The sequence below is a fragment of the Palleronia salina genome, from assembly GCF_900141995.1.
Taxonomy (GTDB): domain Bacteria; phylum Pseudomonadota; class Alphaproteobacteria; order Rhodobacterales; family Rhodobacteraceae; genus Palleronia; species Palleronia salina.
This window is the reverse complement of record NZ_FQZA01000001.1, coordinates 389080-402920: the sequence shown is the minus strand read 5'-3', so window position 1 is coordinate 402920 and position 13841 is coordinate 389080. Positions and strand designations below refer to the sequence as shown.

Here is a 13841-nt window from a genome sequence, read left to right as displayed (position 1 = left end):
GCGTCCGCGCCCCGTTGTCACCGCGGCCCTTTTGCGACAGTTTGCGCCGCAACGCAAAAGCCCGGGGGTCCGCATGTCCGAGACATTGTCGAAACGCACATTCGACCGGGTTCTTCTGAAAATCTCGGGCGAGGCATTGATGGGCGACCAGGGCTACGGCCTGCATCCGCCCACCGTGCAGCGCATCGCCCGCGAGGTGCAGTCGGTCTACGACCTGGGGGTCGAGATCTGCATGGTCATCGGCGGCGGCAACATCTTCCGCGGGCTGCAAGGCTCGGCGCAGGGGATGGAGCGGACCACGGCCGATTACATGGGCATGCTCGCCACGGTGATGAACGCGCTGGCCATGCAGTCGGCGCTGGAAGAGCTCGGGATCCACACCCGGGTAATCTCGGCCATCACCATGAACGAGGTGGCCGAGCCCTATATCCGCCGCCGCGCGGTGCGGCACCTGGAGAAGAAGCGGGTCTGCATCTTCGCGGCCGGGACCGGCAATCCGTATTTCACCACCGACACCGCCGCCACGTTGCGCGCCTCCGAGATGGACTGCCAGGCGATCTTCAAGGGCACCAAGGTGGACGGCGTCTACGACAAGGACCCGACCAAGCACGACGACGCCAAGCGCTATGAGAAGATCACCTACGACGAGGTGCTCCAGAAGCACCTTGGCGTGATGGACGCCTCGGCCATCGCGCTGGCGCGCGACAACGATCTGCCCATCGTCGTCTTCTCGCTGGACGAACCCGGCGGCTTCAAGGGCATACTGGCCGGGGAAGGCACCTACACGATTGTGCGTGGCTGACCGCGCGGGGCGTGAACTCGGCTGTGGCGATTCCGCACGGTTTGCGCTAGAGACCGCCTGAATGTGACCGAGTAACAGACGGAATTCGACTGCCCATGTCCGACGACTTCATGCTGGATACCGACGATCTGCAACGGCGGATGGACGGCGCCATGGCCAATCTGCGCAGCGAGTTCGGCTCGCTCCGGACCGGGCGGGCGTCGGCCTCGATGCTCGAGCCGGTGATGGTCGAGGCCTACGGCCAGGCCACGCCGATCAACCAGGTCGGCACCGTGAACGTGCCCGAGCCGCGCTTGGTCACCATCAACGTCTGGGACAAGAGCCTGGTGGGCAAGGTCGAGAAGGCGATCCGCGAAAGCGGGCTGGGCATCAACCCCCAGCTCAACGGCACGATCATCATGCTGCCCATCCCCGAGCTGAACGAGGAACGCCGCCGCGACCTGTCGAAGGTGGCCGGCCAGTACGCCGAGAACGCCCGCGTCGCCATCCGCAACGTGCGCCGCGACGGCATGGACCAGATCAAGAAGGCCAAGGCCGACAACCTGTCCGAGGACGACCAGAAATTCTGGGAAGCCGAGGTGCAGGAAATGACCAACACCTACATCAAGAAGGTGGACGAGGCATTGGAGTCCAAGCAGGCCGAGATCATGCAGGTCTGAGACCTGCATCGCGGGGAAGGAGAGCCTGAAATGGCCACGGGTGAGCAGAATACCATTCCGGACAGCGGGCCGCGCCACGTGGCCTGCATCATGGATGGCAACGGCCGCTGGGCCAAGTCGCGCGGGCGGCCACGGCTGTTCGGGCACCACATGGGCGCGCGCCGGGTGAAGGAAATCGTCCGCGCCTGCCCGGACCTGGGCGTGAAGTACCTGACGATCTTCGCCTTCTCGACCGAGAACTGGAAACGCACCCAGTCCGAGGTCGCCGGCCTGATGAAGCTCTTCCGCCGCTATATCCAGCGCGAGGCACGCGACCTGCTGGCCGAGGGCGTCCGGGTGCGTTTCATCGGCGACCGGGTGCGGCTGGACGACAAGCTCGTGCGGTTGATGGACGAGCTGGAGCTGCTGACCTCGCGCAATGACCGGGTGCATCTCACGATCGCGCTGAACTACGGTGGTCGCGACGAACTGGGCCGCGCGACGAAGCGCCTGGCCGCCGAGGTCGCGGCCGGACGGCTCAGCCCGGCGGACGTGGACGAAACCACGCTCGCGCGGTTTCTCGATACCCATGTCCTGCCGGACCCGGACCTGGTGATCCGCACCAGCGGCGAGGCCCGGATCTCGAACTTCCTTCTGTGGCAGTCGGCCTATGCCGAGTACGAGTTCATCGACACCCTGTGGCCCGATTTCACGAAGGCCGAATTCGCTCGCGTCCTGGGCGGTTTCGGCGCCCGTGACCGCCGTTTCGGCGCCGTGACTGCATGAGCGACGCCGGGCGCTGGTCGGACCTGGGGCCGCGTTTCGGCGTGGGCGCCCTGATCGCCGTGGTGGGCCTGATCTGCGTCTGGCTGGGCGGTCTGCCCTTCCTGGCGCTCACGGTCCTGATCAGCGGTGTGATGGTGTGGGAACTGGTGCGCATGCTGGACCCCGAGGCGCCGGCCGTCGTGCTGGCCTGCGCGGCTGGCCTGGCCCTGACGATCGCCGATCTTCTTCCGGCGGGGTACGCGCTGCCGCTGGTGCTGGCCCCGATCTTCGTGGGCGTGGGGCAGTTGGGCCAGCGGCGCGCGACGTATTCGATCTTCACGCTTGCGATCCTGCTGGCGGGCTTCGGCATGTATTCCCTGCGCGAAAATTACGGTGCCGTGTGGATGATGTGGCTCGCGCTGGTGGTCATCGCCACCGACGTGATGGGCTATTTCGCCGGACGCTTCATCGGCGGCCCGAAGATGTGGCCGCGCGTCAGCCCCAAGAAGACATGGTCGGGGACCATCGCGGGCTGGATCGGCGCGGCGATCGTGGCGCTGTTCTTCGTGCTTTACACCGGCGCCAACGCTCAGCTTCTGGGCGTGGCGGTGGCGCTGTCGATGGCGTCGCAGATCGGCGACATCGCCGAGTCCGCGGTCAAGCGGCGGGCAGGGGTCAAGGACAGCTCGTCCCTGTTGCCGGGGCATGGCGGTCTCTTTGATCGCTTCGACGGGATGCTGGGCGCATCGGTCCTGATGCTGATGAGCGCGCGGCTGATCGACTTTCCGCCCGGCCTGACCGCCGCACAGTGATGCGCCGGATCACGGTACTGGGCGCCACCGGGTCCATCGGGGGCAATACGCTGGACCTGATCGGTCGGCGGCCGGACGAGTTCCAGGTGGTGGCGCTGACGGGCGGGCGCAACGTGGCACGTCTGGCCGAACTGGCGCGCCGCCACCGCGCCGAGCTGGCCGTGACCGCCCACGAGGATTGCCTGGACGACCTGCGCGCCGCGCTCGACGGCTCGGGCATCGAGGTGGCGGCCGGGGCACAGGCCATCACCGAAGCCGCTGCGCGCCCGGCGGACTGGATCATGTCGGCCATCGTCGGCGCCGCGGGCCTGCCCCCGGGACTGCGCGCGCTGGAGCAGGGCACGACCCTGGCGCTGGCCAACAAGGAGTCGCTGGTCTGCGCCGGTCCGCTGCTGATGGACACCGCCCGGCGCCACGGCGCAACCGTGCTGCCCGTGGACAGCGAACATTCGGCGGTCTTCCAGGCCCTCATCGGCGAGGACATCGCGGCGGTCGAGCGGGTCATCATCACCGCCTCAGGCGGCGCTTTTCGCGACTGGACGGTGGACGAGATGACGCGCGCCACGCCCGCGCAGGCGGCCAGCCACCCGAACTGGGACATGGGGCAACGCATCACCATCGACAGCGCGTCACTGTTCAACAAGGCGCTGGAGCTGATTGAAACCCATGAATATTTCGGCATCCCGCCCGAGCGGATCGAGGCGCTGGTCCATCCCGAATCCATGATTCACGCCATGGTGGGGTTCCGCGACGGCGCGCTCATGGCGCATATCGGCCCGCCCGACATGCGCCACGCCATCGGCTTCGCGCTGAACCATCCCGACCGCCATGACCTGCCGGTCGAGCGGCTGGATTTCGCGGCGCTGGGGCAGTTCACCTTCCGCGCGCCGGACGAGGTCAAGTACCCGGCGCTGCGGCTGGCGCGCGAGGTCATGGCGGCGGGCGGGCTGTCGGGCGCGGTGTTCAACGCCGCGAAGGAACGGGCGCTGGACGGGTTTCTCGACGGGCGCGTCAGTTTTCCGCAGATGGCCGAGGTCGTCGAGGCAACGCTCGACACCATGTCGTCAAGTGGCCTTGGAATTGCCGTTCCGAGCCTTGATATGGTTCTCGACATCGACGCGCGGGCGCGCGCCACGGCAGACAGGGTGATGGCGGAGCTTTGACAGGGCCCGCTCGCACCACCAGGAAGGAAGTTTGATGGACCTGATCGGCCTGATCCCGAGCTTCGGCTCTGCCCTCTACACGGTCGCGGCCTTCGTCGTGGCGCTGAGCGTCATCGTGGCGATCCACGAATACGGCCATTACATCGTGGGGCGCTGGTCGGGCATCAAGGCGGATGTCTTCTCGATCGGGTTCGGGCCGGTGCTGTTCGCGCGCACCGACCGGCATGGCACACGCTGGCAGATCGCCGCGTTGCCCTTCGGCGGCTACGTGAAATTCGCGGGCGACGCGGATGCCACCAGCGTCAGCCAGTCCGACACGGTGGGCGCCGACGGCACCGCGCCGCGCCACACCATGCACGGCGCGCCGCTCTGGGCGCGCGCGGCGACCGTGGCGGCGGGCCCGGTCTTCAACTTCATCCTCTCCATCGCGATCTTCTCGGCCGTGCTCATGTTCCGGGGCGTCGCCACCGATCCGCTGGTGGTGGACGAGGTGCAGCCGCTGCCCTCGGTCGCGCAGGGCGTCGTGCCGGGCGACCGCCTGCTGGAAATCGCGGGGCGCGAGACGCCCGAGCTGGACGGGCTGGACGCCTTCATCGACGAGCTGCCGATGCAGCCGGTCCTGGACTACACCGTGGCGCGGGATGGCTCGGACGTCACCGTTGCGGGGGCCTATCCCGAACCGCCGCTCGTGGGGGGCGTCACCCCGCAATCGGCGGCCTTCGAGGCCGGGATCGAACGCGGCGACGTCATCACCCGGATCGACGGGCAGGAGGTCTTCGCCTTCTCGCAGCTGCGCGACATCGTCGGCAACTCGGACGGGCGGCCGCTGGACGTGACCGTGTGGCGCCCGGATCCGGACGGGCAGGGCGGCGAGACGCTGGAGATGACGCTGACGCCCAAGCGCATGGACCTGCCGCTGTCGGAGGGCGGGTTCGAGACGCGCTGGCTGATCGGGATCACCGGCGGGCTTTACTTCTCGCCCCGGACCGAAACGCCGGGCCCGTTCCAGGCGCTGGCCTATGGCGCGGACCAGACGGTGTTCATCGTGCGCGCGTCGCTGTCGGGGCTCTATAACATGGCGGTGGGCGCGATCAGCAGTTGCAACCTGCGCGGCCCCATCGGCATCGCCCAGACCAGCGGCGCGGCGGCCAGCCAGGGGGGATTGTCCTTCATCTGGTTCATCGCGGTGCTGTCCACGGCGGTGGGCCTGCTGAACCTGTTCCCGATCCCGGTGCTGGATGGCGGGCACCTGGTGTTCCACGCCTACGAGGCCGTGCGCGGCAAGCCCCCGGGCGACTGGGCGCTGAACGTGCTGATGGCCATCGGGCTGGCTCTGCTGGGAACGATGATGGTCTTCGCGCTCTTCAACGACATCTTCTGCCCCTGACAACACGGGGCTGTCCCGCAGGGCAGCGCGCCCGGCCTGTTTCCTCAATTCGGTCACAATCGGCTGCTACTCCGATTCTGAACGAGTAGGGGAATGCAATGGAATATATCCAAAGCGGATCGCGGAGCCTGTCGCTGATCTATCGGTTGAATTCCGATAAACTGCTGTACCTGGCCACGATCGGTTTCGCGCTGTGTTTCGGGGCTTTCATCGGGTCGCTCTGAGCGGCCGGATCACCCACATCCAGGCTCGACCGAGGGGCCCGCGTCGGAACCGGACGCGGGCCCTTTGGCGTTTTGACAAGGTGTCGCAATCCCGCTAGTCAGATTCCACCTAGGGGCAGGATCGGGACACGGGTATGGATTACGCGATGGGCAGGTGGGGAACCGGGCTGCGCGGTTGGCTTTCGATCATCGGCCTCATGGCTCTGCTGGCGACGGCTTTCTCGGCCGGCGACGCGCGGGCGCAATCCTTTCAGTTCAACGATATCCGGGTCGAAGGCAACGAACGCGTCGACCCCAATTCGATCGTGTCGCTTCTGGATCTGCCGCGCGGCCAGACCGTCAGCGCGGGCGAGTTGAACGCCGCCTACCAACGCCTTCAGAACGCGGGCCTGTTCGAGACGGTCGAGATCGCGCCGTCGGGCAGCACCCTGGTGGTGCGCGTCAACGAATGGCCGACCATTCGCCGCATCAACATCGAGGGCAACAGCCGCCTGGACGACGAGGAACTGACGGCCCTGATCGAGTCGACGCCGCGCCGCGTCTACGCGCCCAACGTGGCCGAAAGCGACGCCGCCGCCATCGCCGATGCCTATCAGCAAAGCGGCCGCCTGGCCGCGACCGTCACCCCGCGCATCATCCGCCGCGGCGACAACCAGGTCGACCTGGTCTTCGAAGTCGCGGAAGGCCGCGTGACCGAGATCGAGCGCCTGTCCTTCGTGGGCAACCGCGACTTCTCGGACCGGCGCCTGCGCCGGGTGCTGGCGACCAAGCAGGCCGGGCTGCTGCGCGCCATCATCGGCCGCGACACCTTCGTTGCGGACCGGATCGCCTTCGACCGCCAGCTGCTGACCGATTTCTACCAGTCGCGCGGCTATGCCGATTTCCGCATCCTCAGCGTCACGAACGAGCTGGCCCGCGACCGCGGCGCGTTCTTCATCACGTTCAACGTCGAGGAAGGCCCCAGCTTCGATTTCGGTTCCGTCACGGCGTCGAGCGAGATCCCCGGCCTCAATGCCGCCGAGTATCTGGCCGTGTCGCAGATCGACCCGGGCCAGACCTATTCGCCGCAGGCCGTCGACAACGCCGTCACCCGGATGGAACGCCTGGCGATCCGCAATGGCCTGAACTTCGTGCGCGCCACGCCGCAGATCACCCGTGACCCGCGCAACCTGCGCCTGAACGTGAACTTCGTGCTGGAGCGTGGGCCGCGCATCTTCGTCGAGCGTATCGACATCGAGGGCAACGCCACCACGCTGGACCGCGTCATCCGCCGCGAGTTCACCATGGTCGAGGGCGACCCGTTCAACCCGCGTGAAATCCGCGCCGCGGCCGAGCGCATCCGCGCCCTGGGGTATTTCTCGAACGCCGATGTCGAGGCCCGCGACGGCACCGGCCCGGGCCAGGTCATCATCGACGTGGACGTGGAAGAGCAGCCCACCGGCTCGCTGTCGCTGGGCGGCGCCTACAGCACCGACAGCGGGATCGGCCTGAACGTGGGCTACCAGGAAAGCAACTTCCTGGGCCGTGGCCAGACGCTGAGCTTCAACATCTCGACCGGCACCGATGCGACCTCGTCGAACCTGACCTTCGTCGAGCCGTATTTCCTGGGACGCGACCTGGCCGCGCGGTTCAGCGTCTTCTACGACACCTCGGATTTCGACGAGGCCGAGTACAACACCCGCGTCGTGGGCTTCAGCCCGGCACTGACCTTCCCGGTCAGCGAACGCGGCCGTCTTCAGCTGTCCTACCGCCTGGCCAAGGAAAGCATCCTGGACGTGGACGCCAACAGCTCGCCCATCATCCAGCGCGAGGAGGGCGCGGCCTACACGTCGTCCATCGGGTATACCTACACCTACGACACCCGCCGGACCGGGCTCGACCCCAATACCGGCGTTCTGCTGCGCTTCGGCCAGGAGCTTGCCGGTCTCGGCGGCGATAGCGAATACATCAAGACCACCGCCAGCGGCACCGCCCAGACCCGAGTCTGGAACGAAGAGGTCACCCTGCGCGCCACGCTGGAAGGCGGGGCGATCAACGCGCTCAACGGCGACACGACCCGCATCACCGACCGGTTCTTCCTCAACACCCGGCAGATGCGCGGCTTCGAGCGGCTGGGCCTTGGTCCGCGCGACACCAACGCGCCGAACGAGGATGCCCTGGGCGGCAACATCTATGCCGTGGCCCGGCTCGAGGCGGACTTCCCGCTGGGTCTGCCCGAGGAATACGGGATTTCGGGCGGCGTCTTCTTCGATGCCGGCTCGGTCTGGTCGCTCGACGACACCGCAGGGTTCGGCGGCAACGCGGTCGATGACGGCTTCTCGCTCCGCACGGCGGTGGGTGTGTCGGTCTTCTGGACCACGCCGCTGGGGCCGTTGCGGTTCAACTTTGCCAAGGCCCTGTCGAAGGAGCCCTATGACCGTACGCAGGTCTTCAACATCTCGGTTTCGACCTCTTTCTGATCTGCGCGCCGTCGCGCTGTGCCTGCTGGGCCTTGCCGTTCTTCTGGCGGGGCCCGCAGCGTCTCAGAGCGGCGCGGTGCCGTCCGATCCCGGCCGTCTGGCCGTCGCGGTGGTCGACCAGGAGCGTCTGTTCAACGACAGCCAGTTCGGCCAGCGCATCCTGGCCGAGATCGACCGTGCGTCGACCGCGCTCGCGGCCGAGAACCGGCGCATCGAGGCCGATCTGGTGGCCGAGGAACGCCGGCTGACCGATGAGCGTCCCACGCTGGACCCCGAGACGTTCCGCGCCCGCGCGCGCGACTTCGACGACCGCGTGACGACCCTTCGGCAGGAGCAGGACGCCAAGCTGCGCGCGGTGGGGCGTCTGCGCGATGACGCGCGGCAGGTCTTCTACGGGCGGGTGGGTGCCATCCTGCGCGACATCCTGGCCGAGCGCGGCGCACTGGTCCTGCTGGACCGCCGCGCGGTCCTGAGCGTGCTGGACTCCGCCGACATCACCGACATCGCCATCGCCCGCATCGACGCGACGATCGGCGACGGTGGCGACCTGCCGATCGTGGCCCCCCAGATCGAACCGCAGTCGTCCGGAGCCGGAGACGATGCCGCGCCCGGGCCGATCCTGCCGCAGGATACCGCGGACTGACCGCGCGCCCGGCGCCCGTTTCTTGCGCCGCCCGGGTTGGCTTGCTAGGCACGCGCAAGCCTTCAGCAAAGGATGATCCATGACCCAATCGGCCGATATCCACCTGATCCAGCGGATCATTCCCCACCGCTACCCTTTCCTGCTGGTGGACCGGGTCGAGGATATCGAGGGCCACGACAGCGCCCGCGGCATCAAGAACGTCACCTTCAACGAGCCGCATTTCCAGGGCCATTTCCCCGGCGCGCCGATCATGCCCGGCGTCACCATCATCGAGGCCATGGCCCAGACGGCGGCGGTCATGGTGGGTGTCGACATGGACCTGGCCGACAAGAACTTCCTCGTCTACTTCATGGCCATCGACAGCGCCAAGTTCCGCCGCAAGGTCATCCCGGGCGACCGGCTGGAGATGCACATCACCACAAAGCGCGGCGGCGGCAAGGTCTGGAAGTTCCACGGCCGCGCCGAGGTCGAGGGCGAACTGGCCTGCGAGGCCGAGTTCACCGCCATGATGGAGCTGCCCAAGTGAGCATCGCGGCGACGGCTGAAATCCATCCCCAGGCGGTGGTCGAGGACGGCGCCGTCATCGGCGAGGGCGTGACCGTCGGCCCCTTCGCGGTCATCGGGCCGCAGGTCAGCCTGGCCGAGGGCGTGACCGTGAAAAGCCACGCGCTCGTGACCGGGCAGACCAGCGTCGGGCCCGGGACCACGATCTTCTCCTTCGCGTCGGTGGGCGAGATCCCGCAGGACCTGAAATTCGCGGGCGAGGAGACCCGGCTCGAGATCGGCGCACGCTGCCGCATCCGCGAGCACGTGACCCTGAACACAGGGACCGAGGGTGGTGGTGGCCTGACCAGGATCGGCGACGACTGCCTGCTGATGACCGGCTGCCACGTGGCCCACGATGCCATCGTCGGCGACCGGGTCATCATCGTGAACCACTCCGCCGTGGCGGGCCATTGCCGGATCGAGGATGATGTCATCATCGGCGGACTGTCGGGCATCCACCAATGGGTGCGCATCGGCCGTGGCGCGATCATCGGCGCCGTCACCATGGTTACCCATGATGTCATCCCCCACGCGCTCGTGCAGGCGCCGCGGGGCGAGCTTGACGGGCTGAATCTGGTGGGACTGAAGCGCAAGGGCGTGGCACGTGGCGACATCACCGCGCTGCGGGCGGCGTTCCAGATGCTCAAGCAGGGCGAGGGGGCGTTCCAGGACCGCGCCTCGCGGCTCGCCGCCGAGACGGAAAGCGACTATGTCCGCCAGATCACCGATTTCATCCTGTCGCCCAGCGACCGCGGCTTCCTGACGCCCAAATGACTCTGTGCCTCGTCGCGGGGCAGGGCCGCCTGCCGCACCTGCTGGCCGAGCGCGTGCAACCGGACCGGATCGCCGCGTTGGAAGGGTTCCTGCCGGACGGGCTGGAGGTCGATCACGTCTTCCGGGTCGAGACGCTGGGCAGTTTTCTCAAGACCCTGGGACGCGCGGGCGTCACGCGGATCTGCTTCGCCGGGTCCATCCGCCGGCCCAAGCTCGACGCCAAGCGCGTGGATACGGCGACGCTGCCGCTGGTGCCGAGGATGATGAAGGTGCTGGGGCAGGGCGACGACGCGGCCCTGCGCATGGTGCTGGGCCTGTTCGAGGATCGCGGCATCATCCCGGTCGGCGCGCACGAGCTGCTGCCGGAGCTTCTGCCGCCCGAGGGCGTCGCGGTGGGCACGCTCCCCAAGGGAGCCGAGCACGATGCCGGCCGCGCGTCGGCGATCCTCGCGGCCATGGGCGGCGCGGACGTGGGCCAGGCTTGCGTGGTCGCGCGCGGCCAGGCGCTTGCCGTCGAGGCACTGCCCGGAACTGACTGGATGCTCGACACCGTCATCGCGGCGCGCGGTGAGCAGGGAGAGGGCGATACCAACCCGCTCTACCGCAAGCTTCCGGCGGGGGGGATGCTTTTCAAGGCGCCGAAGCCGGGGCAGGACCGCCGCATCGACCTGCCGACCATCGGCCCCGGCACGGTCGCGCGCGCGGCCAGGGCTCGGCTCGAAGGGATCGTGATCGAGGCGCAGGGCGTCATGGTCGTGGACGCGGACGAGACGATGGCGCTGGCGCGCGACCGGGGTCTCTACCTCTGGGTCCGGCCGCGATGAAGGTGTTCCTGATCGCGGGCGAGGCGTCGGGCGACCGGCTGGGCGCCGCGCTCATGGCGGGACTGAAGGCCCTGCGCCCCGATGTCACCTTCAGCGGTGTGGGCGGCGCGCTGATGCAGGCCGAGGGGATGGAGAGCCTGTTTCCCATGGACGAGCTCAGCGTCATGGGGCTGGCCGAGGTGCTGCCGAAATACCCGCATCTGCGGCGTCGCATGATCCAGACGGCGGACGCGGTGCTGGACCGCCGGCCGGACGTGCTCATCACCATCGACAGCCCCGATTTCTGCCTGCGCGTGGCCGAGCGGGTCCGCCGCAGCGCCCGCATCCGGACGGTGCATTACGTGGCGCCGTCGGTCTGGGCCTGGCGGCCGGGCCGCGCCGCGAAGATGGCGCCGCATGTGGACCAGGTTCTGGCGCTGCTGCCGTTCGAGCCGCCCTTCATGGAGGCCGCCGGCATGCGCTGCGACTTCGTGGGCCATCCCGTCGTGTCCGAACCGTCGCCGGACCCCGCGGACGTGTCGCGGCTTCGGGACGGCACCAGCCCGTTGGTCCTTGTCCTGCCGGGGTCGCGCCGGTCCGAGGTCACGCGGCTCATGCCGATCTTCGGCGCGGCGCTGGACGACCTGCGAAAAGCGCATCCCGGGATGCGCCTGCTGCTGCCGGCCACGCCGAACGTGGCCGACGCGGTGCGGGATCTTTCGGCGGGCTGGCAGGGCCTTACCATCCTCGACGCCGCGGATACCGGCCTGAAACGCGCCGCTTTTGCCGCCGCCGACGTGGCGCTGGCGGCGTCGGGCACGGTGTCGCTGGAACTGGCACGCGCCCGCACGCCCATGGTCATCGGCTACCGGATGAACTGGCTCAGCTGGCAGATCATGCGGCGCATGGTGCGCATCGACACGGTGACGCTGGTGAACCTCGTGGTGGGCGAGAAGATCGTCCCCGAATTCCTCGGCCCCGCCTGCCAGCCCGCGCCGATCGCCGCCGCGCTTGACCGGCTCATCGCGGCGACCGAGGCACAGGACGCGGCGCTCGCCCGGACCATGCAGGCCCTCGGAGAGGATGGCGAAGCCCCCGGCCTGCGGGCCGCCGGGGCGGTCCTGGACGGGCTCGGCGCCTAGCATACAACGGCAATCGCACCTGGTCCGAGCGCAGCGCGCGCCACGTCCATCCTGACTGCATCACTGGTCTCGAAATGCTCACGGCGCACCGCCCGTCGCCAAGCGACCGGGTGGCAGCGGAGATTACCCGCGGTGGATCCAGCCCCCGCCGAAGATCCGGCTGCCCTCGGGCGCGTAGAACACGCAGGCCTGGCCCGGCGACACGCCTTCCTCGGCCACGACCAGTTCGACCTCGGCCTCGGTCTCGCTCAGCGGGCGAATGACCGCCTCGCGCGGCGGGCGGGTCGAGCGGACCTTCACGCCCAGGTGCCATTCCTCTTGCGAGGTGAAGGGCGCGTCGCCCAGCCAGTTGATCTCGCGCACCGGGACGCGGCGCGTGGCCAGCAGCTCTTTCGGGCCGACGACGACGCGCCGGTTCTCGACGTCCAGCTTCACCACGTAAAGCGGCTCGGTCAGGCCGCCGATGCCAAGGCCCCGGCGCTGGCCGACGGTGTAATGGATGACGCCGCGATGTTCGCCCAGCACCCGGCCGTCGGCGTGGACGATCTCGCCCGGATCGGCGGCGCCGGGGCGCAGCTTCTCGATCACGCTGGCATAGTCGCCGTTCGGCACGAAGCAGATATCCTGGCTGTCGGGCTTCATCGCCACCGACAGCCCGTGCTTCGCCGCCAGCGCGCGGGTCTCGTCCTTGGTCGCCAGGTGCCCCAGCGGGAAGCGCAGGTAATCGAGCTGTTCCGGGGTGGTCGAAAACAGGAAATAGCTCTGGTCGCGGTTGGCGTCGGCGGCCGAATGCAGCTCGGGGCCGTGGGCGCCGGACTTGCGCTGGATGTAGTGGCCCGTGGCCATGCAATCGGCGTCCAGGTCCTTCGCGGTCTCCAGCAGGTCCTTGAACTTCACCCGCTCGTTGCAGCGGATGCAGGGCACGGGCGTCGCGCCGGCCAGGTAGCTGTCGGCGAACTCGTCGATCACCGCTTCGCGGAACGTGTTCTCGTAATCCAGCACGTAATGGGGAAAGCCCATCGCCTCGGCCACGCGGCGCGCGTCGTGGATGTCGCGCCCGGCGCAGCACGCCCCCTTCTTGGCCAGCGCCGCGCCGTGATCGTAAAGCTGCAGGGTCACGCCCACCACGTCATAGCCCTCGGCCGCGAGCTCGGCCGCCACGACCGAGCTGTCGACGCCGCCAGACATCGCGACCACCACGCGGGTCTGCGCGGGGGGCTTGGCAAAACCGAGCGAATTCACGGAAGCATCGAGCGCCATGGCAAGGGGCCTTTGGTCAATGGGGTAGGTCGCACGGAATATAGGAAAATGCCCCATACACACAAGGGCCGGGTTTCACCGGGCCTTAAGGCTGCGATCGCTATCACCACCGGGCTGAAACACATGGGGTGAGACATGTACCTGAAAAAAATCGACGGCCCGCGCGCCGTGACGCTTCCGGGGGGGAAGGTCATGACCCGCGCGGACCTGCCGGATCCGAAGACGAAACGATGGGTGGCCAGCCGGAAGGCCGCCGTTCTCAGGGCCATCGAGGCCGGGCTGATCGACCGGGACGAGGCTTGCCGCCTTTACGTCCTGTCGCCCGAGGAGCTGGACAGCTGGGCGTCTGCCGTGCAGCGACACGGCGAGGCAGCGCTGAAGGCCACCAGGTTGCAAAAATATCGACAACTTTAAGCTGATGCT

The 13841-nt window shown here is 68.2% G+C and carries 15 protein-coding genes; 14 read left to right on the top strand and 1 reads right to left on the bottom strand.

The features are described from left to right. Positions 1–73: 73 nt before the first annotated feature. The 13 genes from pyrH to lpxB all read left to right on the top strand — a co-directional run bounded on the left by pyrH (position 74) and on the right by lpxB (position 12158). Complete coding sequence (gene pyrH / locus BUB76_RS01955) at positions 74–802, top strand: UMP kinase (RefSeq protein WP_073126090.1); 729 nt, start codon at positions 74–76, stop codon at positions 800–802. A 95-nt stretch (positions 803–897) separates the two neighbouring features. Continuing rightward, entirely contained in the window at positions 898–1461 is a 564-nt protein-coding gene (gene frr, locus BUB76_RS01950) for a ribosome recycling factor (protein WP_073126088.1), read from the top strand. Positions 1462–1491: 30 nt separating this feature from the next. Then, positions 1492–2226, top strand: coding sequence for a polyprenyl diphosphate synthase (gene uppS, locus BUB76_RS01945; protein ID WP_073126086.1), 735 nt, complete (start codon positions 1492–1494; stop codon positions 2224–2226). Further along, positions 2223–3017: a phosphatidate cytidylyltransferase gene (locus tag BUB76_RS01940; RefSeq protein WP_073126083.1), complete on the top strand. Its 795-nt coding sequence runs from the start codon at positions 2223–2225 to the stop codon at positions 3015–3017. Before uppS ends, BUB76_RS01940 begins: the two co-directional genes overlap by 4 nt. After that, positions 3017–4180: a 1-deoxy-D-xylulose-5-phosphate reductoisomerase gene (dxr, locus tag BUB76_RS01935; RefSeq protein ID WP_073126080.1), complete on the top strand. Its 1164-nt coding sequence runs from the start codon at positions 3017–3019 to the stop codon at positions 4178–4180. Before BUB76_RS01940 ends, dxr begins: the two co-directional genes overlap by 1 nt. Positions 4181–4214: 34 nt before the next feature. Then, a complete protein-coding gene (gene rseP, locus BUB76_RS01930; protein ID WP_073126079.1) occupies positions 4215–5567 on the top strand; it encodes an RIP metalloprotease RseP in 1353 nt (450 codons plus the stop codon). Positions 5568–5665: 98 nt separating this feature from the next. Then, complete coding sequence (locus BUB76_RS18245) at positions 5666–5791, top strand: hypothetical protein (RefSeq protein WP_269085812.1); 126 nt, start codon at positions 5666–5668, stop codon at positions 5789–5791. Positions 5792–5937: 146 nt separating this feature from the next. After that, on the top strand, positions 5938–8250 hold the full coding sequence (gene bamA / locus BUB76_RS01925; RefSeq protein WP_236737834.1) for an outer membrane protein assembly factor BamA: 2313 nt from the start codon (positions 5938–5940) through the stop codon (positions 8248–8250). Beyond that, positions 8204–8893, top strand: coding sequence for an OmpH/Skp family outer membrane protein (locus BUB76_RS01920; protein WP_084140493.1), 690 nt, complete (start codon positions 8204–8206; stop codon positions 8891–8893). The genes bamA and BUB76_RS01920 overlap by 47 nt, the downstream gene beginning before the upstream one ends. Positions 8894–8972: 79 nt before the next feature. After that, positions 8973–9419 (top strand): 3-hydroxyacyl-ACP dehydratase FabZ, encoded by a 447-nt coding sequence (gene fabZ, locus BUB76_RS01915; RefSeq protein ID WP_073126077.1) that lies wholly within the window; start codon positions 8973–8975, stop codon positions 9417–9419. Beyond that, entirely contained in the window at positions 9416–10213 is a 798-nt protein-coding gene (gene lpxA, locus BUB76_RS01910) for an acyl-ACP--UDP-N-acetylglucosamine O-acyltransferase (RefSeq protein ID WP_236737833.1), read from the top strand. Before fabZ ends, lpxA begins: the two co-directional genes overlap by 4 nt. After that, complete coding sequence (locus BUB76_RS01905) at positions 10210–11037, top strand: LpxI family protein (protein ID WP_073126074.1); 828 nt, start codon at positions 10210–10212, stop codon at positions 11035–11037. The genes lpxA and BUB76_RS01905 overlap by 4 nt, the downstream gene beginning before the upstream one ends. Next, a complete protein-coding gene (lpxB, locus tag BUB76_RS01900) occupies positions 11034–12158 on the top strand; it encodes a lipid-A-disaccharide synthase (protein WP_073126072.1) in 1125 nt (374 codons plus the stop codon). The genes BUB76_RS01905 and lpxB overlap by 4 nt, the downstream gene beginning before the upstream one ends. Before the next feature lie 123 nt (positions 12159–12281). On the opposite strand, the gene mnmA is transcribed toward lpxB, so the two are convergent. Beyond that, positions 12282–13418, bottom strand: coding sequence for a tRNA 2-thiouridine(34) synthase MnmA (gene mnmA / locus BUB76_RS01895; RefSeq protein WP_073126069.1), 1137 nt, complete (start codon positions 13416–13418; stop codon positions 12282–12284). 135 nt (positions 13419–13553) lie between these two features. On the opposite strand from mnmA, the gene sciP reads away from it, so the two are divergent. Next, positions 13554–13832, top strand: coding sequence for a CtrA inhibitor SciP (sciP, locus tag BUB76_RS01890; protein ID WP_073126067.1), 279 nt, complete (start codon positions 13554–13556; stop codon positions 13830–13832). Positions 13833–13841: the final 9 nt, after the last annotated feature.